We start from the raw sequence: 16,955 nt of genomic DNA, 5'->3' as shown, positions 1-16,955 counted from the left end.
CATTTATCATGACGAAGAGACGATCCCAGCATTGGTTTGGCGGCAACGGCAAGGATGCATTCATCCATCGCAGCTGGATGAAAAATGGTGGGCTGCCGGATGATGCCTTTGATGGCCGTCCGGTGATCGGCATCTGCAATACATTTTCTGAATTTACGCCGTGCAATGCGCATTTCCGCGGTCTCGTCGAACATATCAAGGCGGGCGTGCTGGAGGCGGGCGGGTTGCCGCTGGAATTCCCCGTCTTCTCCTGCGGCGAATCCAATCTGCGGCCAACGGCGATGCTGTTTCGCAATCTGGCGTCGATGGACGTCGAGGAATCAATCCGGGGCAATCCCATGGACGGCGTGGTCCTCATGGCAGGCTGCGACAAGACCACGCCATCCCTGGTCATGGGCGCCGCATCCTGCGACCTGCCGTCCATCGTGATATCGGGCGGCCCCATGCTGAACGGCCGCTTCAAGGGAAAGCAGATCGGCTCGGGAACGGATGTGTGGAAATTCTCGGAGGATGTCCGGGCAGGCGTCATGAGCGAACAGGAGTTTGCCAATGCTGAAAGTGCCATGTCCCGGTCGCCAGGCCATTGCATGACCATGGGCACCGCGTCGACAATGGCATCGATGGTTGAGGCATTGGGAATTGCCCTGCCGGGAAATGCCGCCTATCCGGCGGTCGATGCGCATCGCGCACGCCTTGCCCGCATGACCGGGCGCCGCATCGTTGAGATGGTGCATGAAGATCTGCGGCTTTCGGCGATCTTGAAGCGCGAAGCCTTTGCCAATGCCATCCGGATAAACGGGGCTATCGGGGGCTCGACCAATGCCGTCGTTCATCTGCTGGCCATTGCCGGACGGATCGGTTGCGAATTATCGCTCGACGATTGGGACAGGTTCGGGCGCGACATTCCCACCATCCTTGATCTCATGCCATCGGGGCGTTTCCTGATGGAGGATTTCTGTTACGCTGGCGGTCTTCCGGCCGTCATGAAAGAGATAGCTGCCCTGATCGAGCTTGATGCAATGACCGTCACCGGCAAAACCGTGGGCGAAAACATTGCGCAGGCGGAGAATTTCGATCCGGAAGTTATCCGTCCGACGGAAAAAGCTTTGACGGCGCAAGGCGGTATAGCTGTGTTGCGCGGCAATCTTGCGCCCTCGGGCGCGATCATAAAGCCCTCCGCTGCATCGCCTGAACTCATGCGCCATCGCGGGCGTGCCGTGGTTTTTGAAGACATCGACCATTACAAGGCCGTCATTGACGATCCGGCGCTGGATATTGACGAAACCTGCATCATGGTGCTGAAGAATTGCGGTCCCAAGGGGTATCCCGGAATGGCCGAGGTCGGCAATATGGCTCTGCCGCAGAAGCTGCTGCAGAAGGGCGTGCGCGACATGGTGCGTATCTCCGATGCCCGTATGTCAGGGACGGCATTCGGGACGGTTGTCCTCCACGTCGCACCGGAAGCTGCCGTCGGCGGTCCGCTGGCCCTGGTGCGCAACGGCGACTTCATCGAACTCGACGTCGAAGCGCGCAAACTTCATCTGGACGTGTCTGGCGCTGAGCTGGAATTGCGCCGTCAGTCCTGGCAGGCTCCTGTCCCGGCAATGGAAGGTGGGTACCAGCACCTTTATACAGAGCGTGTTCTGCAGGCTGACCGCGGGGCTGACCTTGATTTTCTGGTGGGCTGTCGCGGTGCCGGGATACCGCGTGAGAGCCATTGAAGCTTTGCTCGCTTCAACCGACGGACTGCAGAAACCCCGTGGTATGCTGCAGGACCTTCTCCATATTGGAGCGTGCGGCTCCGGGATCGCCGCGCGCTATCGCATCGGCAACCTCGCCGTGATTGTCGAGGTTGTGGGTGAATGTGCCAACCGTATGGGGGAAAATGGCGTCCAGAATGGATTCGATCGTCTGGCGCAGGCTCTGCAGAACAGGGTTGTGCGTTGCGTCCAGAATGGCAAGATGGAACTGCTTATCCGCGAGTATAGCCTCCTGCGGTGATGCGTGGCCTGTCTTCATCCGTTCATAGGCCGCGACGATCTCCGCACGCTGTTTCTGCGTTGCCCGCAAAGCGGCAAGAGCTGCAGCGCCGGGCTCGATGATCTGCCGTGCCTCGGCGAATGCCAGAAGATCGCTCTTGGCGGCTTTGCCGTTTGCCAGCCAGCTGATGAGCTCGCCATCCATCCACATCCACTGCTCACGCGGGTTGACATGGGTTCCATGTCGCTGGCGCACGGTCACGAGGCCTTTGGCCGACAGGATCTTGGTGGCTTCGCGAATGACGGTACGGCTGACCTCGTATTCTTGCTCAAGCACCGTTTCCGAGGGCAGGAGTGCCCCGGGCGCAAACTCGCCGCTTGCGATGCGGGCCCCGAGCGCCGCCACTACAATCCGGGTTCGGTTCGGCTTCCGGATTCTCATGGCTTTTACCTCATCGACCAATTGTTGCGTGCTTCATCACCCATACACAATCGGGGTGGAACTCCAAAAAAGTTTCTTGCCTATCAAACATCATATGTTAAACGTATGATGTTTGATAGGCCGCTTGGGAGAGCGGCTCTGGGGAGGAATAAATGACTGCTTACAACACGTCCGACGCGATCAGGCGCGTCAACCGACGCATTTTGCCCTTTGTGATGCTGCTTTATCTGGTCGCCTATATCGACCGGTCGAACATCTCCGTAGCGGCATTGGGGATGAACGCGGAGTTGCAACTGACAGAGCGCATGTACGGGATTGCGGCTGGTCTGTTCTTTGCCACCTACATCGTCTTCGAAATTCCCAGCAATATCGCGCTGACGCGATTTGGCGCACGCCGGTGGATCGCCCGCATCATGGTGACATGGGGAATCATCGCCGCAGGCATGGCTCTGGTAACGAGCGCTTACCAGCTTTACGGCATGCGTCTTCTGCTGGGCGCAGCGGAAGCCGGATTTACACCGGGGATCATCTACTACCTTGCCAGATGGTATCCATCGAGGGATCGCGCCCATGCCATGTCGTTCTTCTATATCGGCGCTGCTCTTGCTTCCGTTATCGGCTTGCCTCTTTCAGGATTGCTGTTGAATGCCCACGGTGTACTGGGCGTTTCGGGCTGGCGGTGGGTTTTCCTCATCGAAGGCGTACCGGCCATCCTGTTGGGTTTCCTGGTCCTCAGGTTCCTGCCGGACCGGCCCGCCGATGCACGCTGGCTGACGCCGGAGCAGCAGAGCGGTCTGGAACAGGCGATCCAGAGCGAACAGGCGGCGGTTGTATCGCACAAGACCTCGTGGGTTGCAGCGTTTGCTGACATGCACATCTGGTTGCTGGCGGTGTTCTGGCTGCTGCAGGCCTTCGGCACAATCGGGTTGACACTTTTCATGCCTTTGATCGTCAAAGATCTGTCGGGCAGTAACAATCTGATCGTCAGTCTGCTTTCAGCAGTGCCATTTGTTGCAGCCTGCATTTTCATGTTTCTCAATGGCCGGCATTCCGATGCGACTGGCGAAAGAGCTCTGCATCTCGGCCTTCCCCTTGTCGCGTCAGGCGTTGCGATCATCGCGGCAGTCTTTTCCGGTGACATCTATGTCCGCTACGCCTTGCTCGTTCTTTCCGTTGGACTGAACTGGGCGGTCATTCCGATATTCTGGGCTGTCACCACGGAATATGTATCCGGCGTTGCCGCTGCTGTCTCCATCGCGTTGATCAACGCTCTTGCGAATGTCGCCGGTCTTGCACTGCCACCGGTTATAGGCAGCATCCGGCAGGCAACAGGCAACTATAATGTGGCCTTGGGCCTTGTTGCTGCTGCGCTTGTCATCGGTGGAATATTGGGCATTGCCCTTGCACGCCGCGCTCGTTCCAATCTGCTATTGCCTATTCTGGGGAAACAATTTTGAACGCTACATCCAATGATTTTTCCGGCATCCACGCCATTTTGTATGCCTTCTTCAACCGGGACGAAAAACTCGATCGCCAAGCCATGCGCAAGCAGACCGAGATTGCCATTTCGACCGGCGTGCAGGGTATCGCTGCGCTTGGGCTCGCGACGGAAGTCGCCAAATTGACCGAACATGAGAGGCGGACTGTCATGGATTGGCTGGCCGAGGACAATGCCGGACGCCTGCCGCTGGCCTTTACGATCTTCGGCACGTCTGTTGCCGAACAGATCGCGCAGGTGCGCCATGCCGAACGGGTGGGGGCGAACTGGGTTATCCTCCAGCCGCCCATTGCCGGAAGCTTCTATGCACAGGAATACATCGCCTTTTTCGGAAGGGTGGCCGATGCCACATCATTGCCCGTCGCCATACAGAATGCGCCGGCATTTCTGGGCCGCGGCCTCGGGGCAGCGGATATGACGGCTCTTACCACCCGTCACCCCAATATCCGCCTGCTGAAAGCCGAGGCATCGGCTGTGGATGTCGAAACCCTCATTCAGGCGATAGGCAGCAGCGTTCCGGTGTTCAATGGCCGCGGCGGACTTGAACTGATCGATGGGCTCAATGGAGGCTGCGCCGGCTATATCCTTGCGCCGGACATCATCGATTATGCCGTACGGGCCTATAAGGATTACAGGTCCGGCGATCTGGCATCGGCGGAAGATACCTATGCGCAGATGCTGCCCGCCGTGGCGTTTGTCATGCAGGGAATCGAACATCTGATGTGTTACGGCAAACGCCTCTTCGCCGCACGGGCTGGCATCGAGGTTTTCGATCGAGCTCCGGCGATGCGTCCCACCGCCTTCGGTGAGCGGCTGGTGCAGCTTCACGCCCGGCGCCTCGGCCGGTTCGGACAAACGCCAGCAACAGACGCCCAGCAACAGCCGGCCTGATGGATTCGGCTGCTTCACCCACAATACCTCTTGGAGAATATCATGGTCGTAGAAAAACAGTTGATAAGCAAGATATCGTGGCGCTTGATGCCGTTCCTCGGCATCCTCTATCTGATCGCCTATATCGATCGGCAGAATGTCAGCTTTGCCAAACTGCAGATGGTCGATGCTCTCGGCATGAGCGAATATGCCTATGGGCTTGGAGCGTCGCTGTTTTTTATCGGCTATTTCATCTTTGAAGTCCCAAGCAACCTGTTTCTGGAAAAATTCGGTGCGAGCCGATGGTTCGCCCGAATTCTCGTCTCGTGGGGCCTGGTGACCATAGCGCTGGCATTCACGCAGAGCGCCGGCATGTTTTACGTCCTTCGTTTTCTGCTGGGTGTGTGTGAGGCCGGCTTTTTCCCCGGCGTGCTTTATCTCATGACGCTGTGGTATCCAGCGCGTTATCGCGGCGCAATGGTCGGTCTCTTCATGATATTCAGCGCCGTGGCCAATGCGATCGGAGCGCCGCTTGGCGGATCGTTGTTGGCCATGGATGGCCTTCTTGGCCTCAAAGGCTGGGAATGGGTATTTCTTGTTACCGGCATTCCTGCGGTGATTGCCGGGATCGTGACGTGGTTCTATCTGGACGACCGGCCGGAAAAGGCAACATTCCTGACAGCAGAGGAAAAGGATTGGCTGAAAAAGCGCATCGACGACGAGAATTCAAATCTCGGGGCGGAAGGCGGCCATGCATTCAAGGCGCTCCTTGACCCGCGTGTCCTGCTCATGTCGGTATGTTTCATCGGCTTTCCGCTCTCGGCCTATGGTTTGAGCTATTGGTTGCCAACCGTTCTGAAAAGCTTCGGCATCGGCAATGTTGCCAACGGTTTTCTGAACATCATTCCCTGGGTGGTGGTGTCAGCAGCGCTTTATGTGGTGCCGCATATGGCGGCGCGGGCACGCTGGCAGACGCCTTACATCGTCATACCAGCCTTTTTTGGCGCGATCTGCCTGGTTTTATCTGCCGTGATTTCCAATCAGACGCTGCAGTTTGCGTTTCTTTGCCTTGCCGCCGGCGGAATATTCGCCGGGCAACCCGTGTTCTGGAGCATGCCCTCGCGATTTCTCAGAGGCGCCGGCGCGGCAGCGGGGTTGGCCGCAATCAATTCGGTGGGCAATCTGGGCGGGTTCATTGCCCAAAACGTCGTGCCATGGATAAAGGATGCGACGGGCAGCACGATTGCACCGATGTTCTTTCTCGCGGCATGTTTGACGGTGGCGGGATGCCTTGTATTCATCGTCGAGCGGCTGATTTCTCGGGGTGAAGAGCAGTCACAAGAAAGCGGGAAAATTTCATGAAGCGGGTTCAGACCCTGGTTGGACTCCCCCGGTTGGTCATCGAAGATTGGAGAAAGGTTCAGTCGACGGCGTCAACACATCAACTTCAGGCAGCCGCAGCACGGACAAACCAACAATTCCTGCTCTGCTTGGAGGCAATGTGCTGTTGTCGCGGATGGATGTGGCTGGACCCACCTCCGAGAGACCATTAGTCTGTCAATGCTCGCCATAGCGGGTTCCATTTGATTGACCACTGTGGACGCGATAACGCAATGCGAATGAGAGGGAAGCTCATGAGACTGGGATTCATCGGATCCGGTGCGATAACTGAGGCGGTCGTGACTGGCCTAATGAAATCAAGATCCGATGTCGAAACCCTTGTTGTCTCGCCTCGCAGTTCAAGCGTCGCTTCCCGACTTGACGGGATGTTTCCGATCGTGCGCGTCGGAAAAGACAACCAGGATGTGGTTGACAGCACCGACATCGTGTTTCTTGCGGTAAGACCGCAAATTGCCGAGGAAGTGATCGGGGAACTCAGATTTCGCGGCCATCAACATGTGGTGAGCTTTATTGCCGCCGTCCAAATCGAAGCGCTTGCCAGGTGGATTGACGCGCCCGTCACGATTACCCGGGCAATTCCTCTTCCTTTCGTGGCTGATCTACAGGGAGCCACAGCCATATATCCACCTCATGACCAGATAGCTGGTCTGTTTTCGTCGTTGGGAACCGCAGTCCAGGCAAAAGATCTCAAGCAGTACGATCTTTTTGGCGCAGCGAGTGCGTTGATGGGTACATATTTCGGCCTGTTGGAAACAAGCGCCCGCTGGCTTGAAGCGGAAGGAATGTCCTATGACCAAGCGAGCACCTATTTAAGGCAGCTGTTTGGGGGCCTGTCCCACGCAACGGGCGCATCGGAGGAGCGATCGTTCGAGGCGATGGCGTCCGATTTTTCGACAAAGGGCGGTCTGAATGAGCAGGTCTTCACGGAGTTTACCGAGAACGGCGGCACAAAGGCTCTGACGCTGGCTCTTGAATCCGTACTCAAACGCATAGAGCAGCGATAATGTGTGCAGAACAGCTGCCATAGGCAAAGTGGCGTTGCAGCGTACGGAATCACCGCACGATGTACCACGATGGCAGGTCACCTATTCGGTGACGGCAATCACTGCGGCACAGTCTCCGGCATTGACCAATCCGGGAAAATGCCGGGCGGCAAGAACCCCCGAAAGTTGGGCCTTGATCTCCGCTGGTGCTGCTCCGGTTCGGCCGATGGGATAGATACGGGCGATGATCTGACCCGCCGCGACCGGATCGCCCAGATCGGCCATCGTTTCGATCATGCCGGTATCTTCGGCGAACGAGAAACAGTCTGCCGAGGGCATGTCGATCCACCGTGTTTCATGCAGCTCGACATCACCGCTCAAAATACCGGTATGCCGGAGAAAATTGCTGACGCCGCGCTTGGCAATGCGGATTGTTTCGGCGCTGGCGGTGCCGCCCCCGCCAAGTTCGGTTGTAACGAAGGTCTTGCCCAGTTCTTCGACCGTGGTGTCGTACATACCGACCGCATCGATCTCCAGCATCCGCATGGACCAGGGCGCCGAGAACGCCTTGACCGCATCGAAACCACGCGCTTCCTGGGCCTTGTCAGGCAGGACATGAGCAGCGGCGAACGGCAGGAAATCGAGTGTCTTGCCGCCCGAATGAAAATCCAGAACCACATCAGCGCGGGGCAACAGTTCCCGCGTGAAATAGTCGGCGATCCTCTGCGTGACGGTCCCGTCGGGCCGCCCCGGGAAACTGCGGTTCATGTTGCCCTTGTCAATCGGTGAAGTGCGCGTCCCGGCGCGGAAGGCCGGATAGTTCATGGCGGGGACGATGATCACAGTGCCGTCGACCTCTTTCGGATCGAGCGTGCGCGCCAGATCCGAGAGAGCGATTGGTCCTTCGTATTCGTCGCCGTGGTTCCCGCCGGTCAAAAGCGCTGTCGGACCCTTGCCATTGCGGATGACCGCAATGGGAATCATGACCGACCCCCAAGCGGAATCATCCCTGCTGTAAGGCAGACGCAGGAAGCCATGCTGTACGCCGTCCCTGTCAAAATCGACGGTCGGCGTGATGGGGGATGGCGCTAGAATATTAGCTGATGTCATGGGTATCAATTCTTCACAAAAAGCTGCCGGGGCACGTTGGCAAGACATTCGACACCGGTGTCCGTGATCAGGATGCTTTCGGTGATCTCGAGACCCATGGTTTCGAGCCAGAGACCGGTCATGAAATGGAATGTCATACCCGGTTCCAGCACGGTTTTGTCCCCGGGGCGCAGGCTCATGGTGCGTTCGCCCCAATCCGGCGGATAGGAAATCCCGATGGGGTAACCGGTGCGGTTGTCCTTGACGATGCCGTATTTCCTGAGCACGCCGAAAAAGGCGTTGGCAATGTCTTCGCAGGTATTGCCGGGTTTGGCGGCGGCAAGCCCTGTTTCCATCCCCTCAAGCGTCGCCTTTTCCGCATCCAGAAATGCCTGGGTTGGTTTGCCCAGGAAAACCGTTCGGGACAGCGGTACGTGATAGCGGTTGAAGCAACCGGCGATTTCGAAGAACGTGCCTTCGCCGCTCTTCATGGGCTGGTCATCCCAGGTCAGATGGGGGGCAGATGCATCCGCTCCGGATGGAAGCAGCGGCACGATGGCCGGATAGTCGCCGCCGAATGCATTGGTGCCGCGAATGCCGGCATCGTAGATTTCGGCAACGAGATCGCATTTGCGCATGCCGACTTCGATTTTGTCGACGATCCGCTGGTGCATGAGTTCGACAATGCGTGCGGCCTTGCGCATATAGTCGAGCTCTGTCTTGCTTTTCACGGCGCGCTGCCAGTTGACGAGTGCGGTTCCATCAACAAACCGGGCATTGGGCAAATGTTTTTGCAGCGAGGCGAAGGCTGCTGCCGTGAACCAGTAATTGTCCATCTCGACGCCGATGGTCTTCTTGCTCCATCCGCGCTCGTCCAGAAGTTTTGACAGAAAATCCATCGGATGACGCTCTGTGGATTGAACGTAGTGATCGGGATAGCCGACGATATTGTCGGGCTTGAGATAGGCGGTGCGCTTCGCGCCATTCGCATCCTGCCCGCGGCCGTACCAGATAGGTTCGCCTTCCGGCGGGATGATCACTGCCTGATGCACGTAAAAGGACCAGCCATCATAACCCGTCAGCCATGCCATGTTGGAGGGATCGCTGCAGATCAGTACGTCGATGCCCTTTTTCTCCATGGACTTGCGGGTTTTTGCCAGCCTCTGCGCAAACTCGTCGCGGCTGAACTTCAGATTGGGCTCGATCATTCTGGTTTCCTCACTTTCGAATATCAACTTTCAAACGCCGTACCGGCACCGGCCCTTTGGGCACGGTCACGGGCAAGCGTGGCAATGGCGGTGTCTTGGACGCCGGTACCGGTCAGATCCGCAATGGTGATCGCATGGTCCGATTGCCGGCCGGCGCTGGTGCCGGCAATGATGGCACCGAGTTCCGGAAATGCCTGGTTCTCGGGAATAAGGCCTGCGGCTATGGCGTGATGGAGCTCGCCCAGCCGCCGCGTCTGTTTCAGACTGTCGGCCACATAGAGATCGGCAAACCGGATAATGGCCGGATCAATTTCGTTCTTGTGCTCGGCATCGGACCCCATTGCGGTCACATGCTGACCGGGTTCCAGCCACTCCGCCCGAAGCAATGGCTTCTCGGATGGCGTTGTCGTGACGATGATATGACTCCCTGCGACGGCTTTCGACGGATCGCTTTCAACGAAGATCCGGATGCCAAGCTCTGCCCGTATATTGGCTGCGGTCGCTTCGGCTTTTTGCGGATCACGCGCCCACAGGCGCGCTTCGCCAATGGGCCGAACCAGTGTCAGTGCCTTGAGCTGCAGTTGTGCCTGCACACCCGCACCGAAGATCGTTGCAATGCTTGCGTCCTTGCGGGCGAGATATTTCGCTGCCACTGCTCCGGCAGCCGCTGTGCGGACATCCGTCAGATAGCCGTTGTCGAGCAGCAAGGCTTCGACCAGTCCCGTCTTGCTGGAGAACAGCACCATCATGCCGTTGACGCTGGGAAGGCCGATCTGGGGATTGTTGAAAAAGCCGGGGCTGATCTTGATCGCAAAGGCATCGATACCAGGCACATAGGCGGTTTTGACATCCACTTCGCCGCGATGTTCGGGGATGTCGAGCCGCAGGATCGGCGGCATGGCAACAGCCTTCGTAGCAAGGGCTGCAAAGGCAGCTTCGACGCATGCAACCGCATCCAGATCGAGAGAAACGATGCGGCGCAGTTCGGCTTCGGTGAGAATGGTCATGCGGGACATGGCACGGCCTCCCCGGCGTGATATCCGGCGACAATGCGGCGGTGCTGGTTCATGTCGATATTGCGGCCGGACAGCAGGGCGATCACCGGTCCCTGCAACCGGATCTTGCCCGCAAGAAGCGCTCCGATACCGACGGCAGCCGCGCCTTCGATGATTTCCCGCTCCTGCGCGTAGGCGTGGACGATGCCCGCCGCTATTTCTTCTTCAGAAAGCAGCACGACCTCATCGACGAGCGCGCGCACCATCCCGAAGGTTACGCTATTGCTGAGGCCGATGCCGCCGCCGAGGGAATCCGCCAGGCTTTGCTGTTCCACAACGCTGACGGGATGACCGGCTTTCAGGCTGGCCGCCATTGCCGCGCCGTTCTGCATGGAAATGCCGATGATCCTGGTTTTTGGCTTCAAGCCTTTGATTGCCGCAGCAATCCCGGCGATGAGCCCGCCGCCGGAAAGCGGGACGAGAACGGTTTCCACGTCCGGCACGTCCTCGACGATCTCAAGTCCAATCGTTCCCTGACCGGCAACGATAGCGGGGTCGTCAAAGGGCGGAACCATGACGAGGCCGTCCCTTGCGACGATCTTCTCGACCTCTTCCTGGGCCTCATCCTGCGACGTGCCGACAATCCGGATTTCCGCGCCGAGCTTGCGGATCTCATCCACCTTGTTGCGAGGCACAAGGTTCGACATGCAGATAACGGAGCGAATGCTTTGGAGCCCTGAAGCATAGGCGAGGGCGTGGCCGTGATTGCCGGTTGACGCGGTGACGACACCGCGCTGTCGTTCATCCGGTGACAGGCTGTTCAAGGCGTTGAGGGCGCCCCGCAGCTTGAATGCTCCGGTGATCTGCCGGTGTTCCAGTTTGAGATGGACGGGCGGTCCCATTCGTTCGGTCAGGCTTGCCGAGGGAACCGTGGGGGTACGCAGGATGTGCGGTGCAATCACGGCGCGGGCTGCCTTGATCTCGGTCAGGGTGACGAATGTTCGGGTCATGCTGATTTACCAGGCAGCCATGGGACGGGTCATCAACTGTCCCAGTTCCGGTCGTGGCTGATTTTCGCCGCACAGACGCACTGTTGCCCATGCCGTGGCGAGGTTACTTGTGACCACGGGTTTGCCGATCACTGCTTCGATCTGCGGGGCGGCGATGGCGGCGCGCAATGCGGTGCAGGATATGAACAGGGCATCGCAATCCGGCGCCGTGGCTTCAGTTGCTGCGGCTACGAGCGATGCGGGCTTAATGCGTGCCATTTCCCGGTCGTCTTCAAGACCAAAACAGGTGAAGCGGGCAATATCGAAACCCTTGGTCTGGAAATAAGCCAGCATCGGGGTACTTGTCTCGACTGTATAGGGCGTAAGCACACTGATCCGGCGGGCGCCGAAGGCATTGAGACCCTGAACGGCGGCGAGCGGCGGAGTAATGACCGGCACGCCCGGCTTGGCGGCCTTGATCGCGGCCTCGACCGCATCGTCGCCGATAACCACCGATGCGGAGGTGCAGGAATAGCAGATCGCGTCGAGATCCTCGTCGGGCAGGATCAATCCGGCGCCAACCGTCAGTCCGGGCTGCATGCGACGCAGATTCTCCGGTGTCGTCGGATTGGCATAGGGGATGCGCGCCGTATAGAGCCCGATCGTGTCGCTGGCGACTATGCGCTGAAAGTCCGGTTCCGTCGTGTGATCCGTGGCCAGGATCACGAGACCGATGCGCTTGGCAATGGGGCGGTCATCGAAGCCAAGCGGCGTCATCGTCTGGGTGACCTTGATCGGAATACCCATATTATCTCTCCTCGATCTGCCCATAGCGGTGTTCGAGCCAGCGCAGGGCAATGACGGACACAAGACTGATCACCAGGAAGAACGCGCCTACCAGCGTGATCGGCTCAATGTAGCGATAGTTGTAATTGGCGATGCTGCGCGCCTGGTTCATCAGCTCAAGCACGGTGATGGCGGAAAGCAGCGGCGTTTCCTTGAACATGGCGATGAAGTAGTTGGCGAGTGCGGGGATCATCGGCGGCAGGGCTTGCGGCAGAATGATCCGGGTCCAGGTCTGGAACGCCGAGAGATTGCAGGCGCGGGCAGCTTCCCACTGGCCGCGCGCCACATTGTCAATGCCACCGCGATAGACCTCCGCCGTATAGGTGCCGTAATGCAGGCCAAGACCGATGACGCCGGCGACCAGCGGTGAAAGGGTAATGCCCGCATCGGGCAGCACGTAGAAGATGAAGTACAACTGCACGAGCAACGGCGTACCGCGGATGAAGTCGGCGACAAAGCCAACCGGTTTCGAGACAAAGACATTCTTCGAGCGGCGCAGGATAGCCAAGCCTAGGCCGATAATGGCAGCAAGCGCCGATCCCAGAAGGGTTGCCAGAATGGTGATCTTCACGCCCTCGATCATGGTCGGAAGAATTTCGACAACAAAGGCCCAATCCCACTCCATCTCAGGACCTCACACCGTCAAGGCCGCGGGTCAGATAACGCTCCAGTCCGCGGATCGAGGCGGAGATGACCGACGACATAAGGAAGTAGAGAACGAGAATGGTCAGGAATGGCATCAATGTGCTGCCTGTCTGCGCGCGCACGACCTGCGCCTGGAACGTCATGTCCGAAAGTGAAATCAGTGACACCACAGCGGAGGCCTTCAAAAGCTCGATCGCATTGTTGCCAAAAGTTGGCAGCATCAGCACGAAGGCCTGCGGCAGAATGATATGGCGCAAGCTCTGCCAGCGGCTGAAGTTCAGCGCAATGCACGCCTCGTACTGTTCCCGGCCGATGGATTTGATCGCGCCGCGCACGACTTCGGCGCCATAGGCTCCCACGTTGAGACCCAGCGCCAGAACACCTGCCTGCAGCGGTGTGAGCGAGAAGCCGAGCAGCGGTAGCACGAAATAGGCCCAGAAAAGCTGAACAAAGATGGATGTGCCGCGAAAGAATTCGATGTAGGTGGTGGCCAGTGCGCGCACAGCCCTGAAGCGCGATATCCGGCCGAGCCCGGCGATAAAGGCCATGATCAGCGCAAGCACGGACCCCATCAGGGTCAGCTTGATCGTAATCAGCGCCCCCTCAAGAATCAGCTGTAAGTATCCGGCCCACTGGCCCATCGGTCATGCTCTCATTCGTGACGGAAATTGCGGGTGATCACTCCGGTTTCAACACCGGAGTGATCGTGACAGGGTGTGTGTCAGCCGGCGCAAAGCTTGTCGCGCGTGGTTGACATGGCAGCCTTGGCGGAGAAGCCGTAGGGTTCGACAATTCTTGCAAACTCACCCGATGTCTTCATCTCGGCGAGGACCTTGTCGAACTCGTCACGCAGGGTGGTCTGGTCTTTGCGGAAGGCAGCGCCATCGCAATAGACCGGCGCATTGACGACGGGAGCGAAGACTTCGACATTCGGATCATTGGCCTTCTTGACCAGATCGTTGATCGAAAGAACCGGCAGCGAGTACACATCGATACGCCCGTCCTGCAGCATCTTGATGCCGCTCTGGCCATCGGGGACAACGATCACGCGGTCGCGCGGCACACCGGCTTCCAGCGCCAGCCGCTCTTCCGTGCCGCCACCGGGTGCGCCGATCGTCGCTTTCGCATCCACGGCGATATCCTTGTAGCTCTTGAAGCCCTTGGGGTTACCCTTCTTGACCAGAAAAGCTTCGGCATCGCACAGGATCGGCTCGGAATAGGCAACGGCCTTGCACCGCTCCGGTTTCATGAACAAGCCGGCTGTCACCACATCATGACGTCCTGCCTGAAGGCCCGGGATCATGGCGCCGTACTCGGAAATGGATGCGACCACGTCGGCGACGCCGAGCTTCTTGAAGACGGCCCGGGCGACATCAGGGCCCGCGCCGGACACGGTGCCATCCGGCTTGACCGCAGTGAAAGGTGGTTCATTGGCAATGGCAATGCGGGCAAAGCCCTGCGCTTTCAGTTTATCGAGCGCTTCATCCGCTTTTGCAGGCATGGAAAGTGCCATGGCGGACAGTGCGATCGCTCCGATCGACGCACTCATTGTTTTCAAGTTCAACATGTTCCCAACTCCTCAGTTTTCTTTGTTTTAAGGTGTGCAGGTGTCGCTCCGGTCAAACCCTGTGACCGGCGGCGATGATCTTTTTCAGGAATGCCTGCGTGCGTTCCTGTTTGGGATGGCGGAAAATTTCGTCGGGTTCGCCATCCTCAATGATCTTGCCCCGGTCAAAGAACAGGACCCGATCGGCAAATTCGTGAGCAAACCCCATTTCGTGGGTGACGAGCAGCATGGTCATGTCCGTTTCCTCGGACAGACGCCACAGGACGTTGAGCACTTCCTCGACCAGTTCAGGATCCAGTGCTGATGTCACTTCGTCAAAAAGCATGATCTTGGGTTGCAGCGCCAAGGCACGGGCAATGGCAACGCGCTGTTTCTGCCCGCCCGACAGCTGCGAAGGCATGGATTTGGCCTTGTCGGCAAGCCCGACCATCTCAAGCAATTGCATGGCCTGCTCTTCGGCCTGCCTGCGCGGCGTGTTTTTCGTCAGCATCGGTGCCAGCGTCACGTTATCGAGAACGCATTTGTGGGGGAACAGATTGAAGAGCTGGAACACCATGCCAATCTGGGCGCGCATTTTGTGCAAATGATTTTCGTCAGCCGGTTGCAGGCCGCCATTCTTCTGCATCCGGTAGAGATTTTCGCCTGCAACGCGAATATCGCCGCTGTCGATGCCTTCCAGTGTCATGAGAATACGCAGGATCGTGGTCTTGCCGGAACCGGACGGTCCTATAAGTGCCAGCTTCTCACCCGGCGCGACATTGAATGACAACTGATCAAGAACCTTGAACGCGCCGAAGCTCTTGCTGATGCCGTCGATCTCGATGATCGGCGGCTGAGCCGTGGTCGCTGTTCTTGTGTCGTTGATTGGCGGCATGCGTCTCTCCCTCTGGTTGAGACCGGCTATGCCTAAACGATGAGAGACTTATCAAATCATGTCAATTATAAAAATTAAATCATGACAATATAAGTTTTATTGCCATGAAATTGCGCGCTTTGACTAAATGGCGAGCAGCAGGTGTTCGGGATCACCCTGCAGCAGACTTCCGACGACCGTGAGGCCGCGCAGCAATTCTTCTTCCGTGGTGGAGCCGAGGGATATGCGCACGGCCGGCATCCAGTCTTCCTGCGAAATGCGGAATGATGCACCGGGTGCAATGGCCACATTCTGCAGACGCGCCTGAGCGACGAAGGTCTCTTCCGTTCGCCCGTCAGTCAGTGGCAGCCAGATGTGAAGGCTTTGCGGATGCGAGCGAAAAAATGTGCCCGAAAGCACCTGAGATGCAATTTCATGTCTGCGCCGCAGAGCTTCGCGCTGCCATTCGACCAGTTCCATGGCCGTGCCGTCCTCAACCCAGCGTGTGGCGATCTCTGCGACCATTGGCGTTGCCATCCAGTTGGAAACGAGGTGACGGTTGGTGACGGCGGCGACGTAACGGTCGGGTGCCGCGAGATAGCCGATGCGCAAACCGGGGACGACAGTCTTGGTAAAGCTGGTGAAATAGAGGGTCCGCTCGGGAGCCAGTGCGGCAATCGGCGGCGGGCGATCCTCAACCAAGGGGCCGAGTATGTCGCTTTCGACGATGGCAATATCGCGCTTGCGTGCAACCTCGACAATCTGGGCGCGGCGAACCGATCCCATCACCGTCGCATACGGATTGATCGCTGCCGGCTGTACAAATAGCGCGCGAATGCTGGATTCCTTGCACGCGGCGTCCAACGCCTCGGGGATGATGCCTTGATCGTCAATGGCGATGCCTTTGAGCGTGAGACCCAGATAGGAGGCGAGTGGCACCAGTGTGTGGTGCCCGGTGGCCTCGGTCGCAATCGTTGAACCGACAGGCGCAACGCTCATGATCGCGACTGTCATCGCAGCGGTCGCGCCGTTGGTAATGCTGATATTCGAGGCAGGGACATCAAGGCCGCACGCGCGCAGCCATTTGACTGCAGTGGTGCGGTGGCGCGGAAAAACCACGTTCGGGCGGAACGACAGGGCCGAACTTGCCGGCAGGGTTTCGGACAACCAGCCCAGCGCCTTCTTCAAACGCTCATGATGCATTTTCTCGCAGACAGGCTTGAGAATCGAAAGGTCAATCACTTCGCCGAGCCGTTCCGGCAGATAGGGTTGATCGATTTCGCGGCGCTGCGCCTTGACGAAACTGCCGCGCCCTGTTTCGCCAGAAAGCATGCCGCGGCGAATGAGTTCCTCATAGGCGCGGCTGACCGTCTGCACGGACAGGTGCAGATCCTCTGCCATCTTCCGGTGGGTCGGCAGGCGTGCGCCTGCTTCCAGCGTGCCGTCACCGATGGCGCGCGCAATCTGGTCCGCCAAGGAGAGGTAGGCGGGGCGGGTGAGTGAACTGATATCGGGTCGCCATAATGTCATGATTTTAGATTGATTGAAATCAGGTCAATTGACAATGAGAAAAACACAAGGCCATGATCA

Annotated in this window: 16 protein-coding genes; 5 read left to right on the top strand and 11 right to left on the bottom strand. The window is 58.3% G+C overall.

The window, feature by feature from the left end; translation table 11 throughout:
* Nucleotides 1-8: 8 nt before the first annotated feature.
* Nucleotides 9-1,721: an IlvD/Edd family dehydratase gene (locus ACZ5FP_RS22005; protein ID WP_464664240.1), complete on the top strand. Its 1,713-nt coding sequence runs from the start codon at nt 9-11 to the stop codon at nt 1,719-1,721.
* A gap of 13 nt (nt 1,722-1,734) precedes the next feature.
* Here the strand turns inward: ACZ5FP_RS22005 and ACZ5FP_RS22000 are convergent, their stop codons facing one another.
* Nucleotides 1,735-2,421, bottom strand: a complete 687-nt coding sequence (locus ACZ5FP_RS22000; RefSeq protein ID WP_464664238.1) for a FadR/GntR family transcriptional regulator — start codon at nt 2,419-2,421, stop codon at nt 1,735-1,737.
* A 152-nt stretch (nt 2,422-2,573) separates the two neighbouring features.
* Between ACZ5FP_RS22000 and ACZ5FP_RS21995 the strand changes: the two genes are divergently transcribed.
* The 4 genes from ACZ5FP_RS21995 to ACZ5FP_RS21980 all read left to right on the top strand — a co-directional run bounded on the left by ACZ5FP_RS21995 (nt 2,574) and on the right by ACZ5FP_RS21980 (nt 7,194).
* Nucleotides 2,574-3,878, top strand: a complete 1,305-nt coding sequence (locus tag ACZ5FP_RS21995; protein ID WP_464664236.1) for an MFS transporter — start codon at nt 2,574-2,576, stop codon at nt 3,876-3,878.
* Nucleotides 3,875-4,810: a dihydrodipicolinate synthase family protein gene (locus ACZ5FP_RS21990; RefSeq protein WP_464664234.1), complete on the top strand. Its 936-nt coding sequence runs from the start codon at nt 3,875-3,877 to the stop codon at nt 4,808-4,810. The genes ACZ5FP_RS21995 and ACZ5FP_RS21990 overlap by 4 nt, the downstream gene beginning before the upstream one ends.
* A 42-nt stretch (nt 4,811-4,852) precedes the next feature.
* Nucleotides 4,853-6,151 carry an MFS transporter gene (locus ACZ5FP_RS21985; protein WP_464664232.1) on the top strand — a complete coding sequence of 433 codons (1,299 nt, stop codon included), beginning with the start codon at nt 4,853-4,855 and terminating at the stop codon, nt 6,149-6,151.
* A gap of 272 nt (nt 6,152-6,423) precedes the next feature.
* Nucleotides 6,424-7,194, top strand: a complete 771-nt coding sequence (locus tag ACZ5FP_RS21980; protein WP_464664230.1) for a pyrroline-5-carboxylate reductase — start codon at nt 6,424-6,426, stop codon at nt 7,192-7,194.
* Between the two features lie 81 nt (nt 7,195-7,275).
* On the opposite strand, the gene doeB is transcribed toward ACZ5FP_RS21980, so the two are convergent.
* From doeB to ehuR, 10 genes are all read right to left on the bottom strand, one after another.
* The gene (doeB, locus tag ACZ5FP_RS21975; RefSeq protein ID WP_464664228.1) at nt 7,276-8,283 is read right to left on the bottom strand and encodes a N(2)-acetyl-L-2,4-diaminobutanoate deacetylase DoeB; all 1,008 of its coding nucleotides are present in this window, start codon (nt 8,281-8,283) and stop codon (nt 7,276-7,278) included.
* Nucleotides 8,284-8,288: 5 nt separating this feature from the next.
* Complete coding sequence (gene doeA, locus ACZ5FP_RS21970; RefSeq protein WP_464664226.1) at nt 8,289-9,470, bottom strand: ectoine hydrolase DoeA; 1,182 nt, start codon at nt 9,468-9,470, stop codon at nt 8,289-8,291.
* A 23-nt stretch (nt 9,471-9,493) separates the two neighbouring features.
* Nucleotides 9,494-10,486 (bottom strand): ectoine utilization protein EutC, encoded by a 993-nt coding sequence (gene eutC / locus ACZ5FP_RS21965; RefSeq protein ID WP_464664225.1) that lies wholly within the window; start codon nt 10,484-10,486, stop codon nt 9,494-9,496.
* Complete coding sequence (gene eutB, locus ACZ5FP_RS21960) at nt 10,474-11,475, bottom strand: hydroxyectoine utilization dehydratase EutB (RefSeq protein WP_464664223.1); 1,002 nt, start codon at nt 11,473-11,475, stop codon at nt 10,474-10,476. The genes eutC and eutB overlap by 13 nt, the downstream gene beginning before the upstream one ends.
* Before the next feature lie 6 nt (nt 11,476-11,481).
* On the bottom strand, nt 11,482-12,261 hold the full coding sequence (eutA, locus tag ACZ5FP_RS21955) for an ectoine utilization protein EutA (protein WP_464664222.1): 780 nt from the start codon (nt 12,259-12,261) through the stop codon (nt 11,482-11,484).
* A gap of 1 nt (nt 12,262) precedes the next feature.
* The gene (gene ehuD / locus ACZ5FP_RS21950) at nt 12,263-12,925 is read right to left on the bottom strand and encodes an ectoine/hydroxyectoine ABC transporter permease subunit EhuD (protein ID WP_464664220.1); all 663 of its coding nucleotides are present in this window, start codon (nt 12,923-12,925) and stop codon (nt 12,263-12,265) included.
* Nucleotide 12,926: 1 nt separating this feature from the next.
* Nucleotides 12,927-13,586 (bottom strand): ectoine/hydroxyectoine ABC transporter permease subunit EhuC, encoded by a 660-nt coding sequence (gene ehuC / locus ACZ5FP_RS21945; RefSeq protein WP_464664218.1) that lies wholly within the window; start codon nt 13,584-13,586, stop codon nt 12,927-12,929.
* Between the two features lie 80 nt (nt 13,587-13,666).
* The gene (gene ehuB, locus ACZ5FP_RS21940) at nt 13,667-14,512 is read right to left on the bottom strand and encodes an ectoine/hydroxyectoine ABC transporter substrate-binding protein EhuB (RefSeq protein WP_374042741.1); all 846 of its coding nucleotides are present in this window, start codon (nt 14,510-14,512) and stop codon (nt 13,667-13,669) included.
* A gap of 52 nt (nt 14,513-14,564) precedes the next feature.
* On the bottom strand, nt 14,565-15,386 hold the full coding sequence (ehuA, locus tag ACZ5FP_RS21935) for an ectoine/hydroxyectoine ABC transporter ATP-binding protein EhuA (RefSeq protein ID WP_464664216.1): 822 nt from the start codon (nt 15,384-15,386) through the stop codon (nt 14,565-14,567).
* Between the two features lie 123 nt (nt 15,387-15,509).
* A complete protein-coding gene (ehuR, locus tag ACZ5FP_RS21930) occupies nt 15,510-16,895 on the bottom strand; it encodes a MocR-like ectoine utilization transcription factor EhuR (protein WP_464664214.1) in 1,386 nt (461 codons plus the stop codon).
* Between the last annotated feature and the right edge of the window lie 60 nt (nt 16,896-16,955).

The sequence above is a fragment of the Phyllobacterium sp. T2-21 genome, assembly GCF_055378485.1.
This window is presented reverse-complemented; position numbering and strand designations above follow the sequence as displayed.

What these genes read in the sequence shown, in the direction of transcription:
- ehuB (WP_374042741.1), bottom strand. Translation starts at nt 14,512, where the DNA reads ATGTTGAACTTGAAAACAATGAGTGCGTCGATCGGAGCGATCGCACTG.
- ehuD (WP_464664220.1), bottom strand. Translation starts at nt 12,925, where the DNA reads ATGGAGTGGGATTGGGCCTTTGTTGTCGAAATTCTTCCGACCATGATC.
- eutA (WP_464664222.1), bottom strand. Translation starts at nt 12,261, where the DNA reads ATGGGTATTCCGATCAAGGTCACCCAGACGATGACGCCGCTTGGCTTC.
- eutB (WP_464664223.1), bottom strand. Translation starts at nt 11,475, where the DNA reads ATGACCCGAACATTCGTCACCCTGACCGAGATCAAGGCAGCCCGCGCC.
- ACZ5FP_RS21985 (WP_464664232.1), top strand. Translation starts at nt 4,853, where the DNA reads ATGGTCGTAGAAAAACAGTTGATAAGCAAGATATCGTGGCGCTTGATG.
- doeB (WP_464664228.1), bottom strand. Translation starts at nt 8,283, where the DNA reads ATGACATCAGCTAATATTCTAGCGCCATCCCCCATCACGCCGACCGTC.
- doeA (WP_464664226.1), bottom strand. Translation starts at nt 9,470, where the DNA reads ATGATCGAGCCCAATCTGAAGTTCAGCCGCGACGAGTTTGCGCAGAGG.
- ACZ5FP_RS21980 (WP_464664230.1), top strand. Translation starts at nt 6,424, where the DNA reads ATGAGACTGGGATTCATCGGATCCGGTGCGATAACTGAGGCGGTCGTG.
- ACZ5FP_RS22000 (WP_464664238.1), bottom strand. Translation starts at nt 2,421, where the DNA reads ATGAGAATCCGGAAGCCGAACCGAACCCGGATTGTAGTGGCGGCGCTC.
- ehuR (WP_464664214.1), bottom strand. Translation starts at nt 16,895, where the DNA reads ATGACATTATGGCGACCCGATATCAGTTCACTCACCCGCCCCGCCTAC.
- ehuC (WP_464664218.1), bottom strand. Translation starts at nt 13,586, where the DNA reads ATGGGCCAGTGGGCCGGATACTTACAGCTGATTCTTGAGGGGGCGCTG.
- ACZ5FP_RS22005 (WP_464664240.1), top strand. Translation starts at nt 9, where the DNA reads ATGACGAAGAGACGATCCCAGCATTGGTTTGGCGGCAACGGCAAGGAT.
- ACZ5FP_RS21995 (WP_464664236.1), top strand. Translation starts at nt 2,574, where the DNA reads ATGACTGCTTACAACACGTCCGACGCGATCAGGCGCGTCAACCGACGC.
- eutC (WP_464664225.1), bottom strand. Translation starts at nt 10,486, where the DNA reads ATGTCCCGCATGACCATTCTCACCGAAGCCGAACTGCGCCGCATCGTT.
- ehuA (WP_464664216.1), bottom strand. Translation starts at nt 15,386, where the DNA reads ATGCCGCCAATCAACGACACAAGAACAGCGACCACGGCTCAGCCGCCG.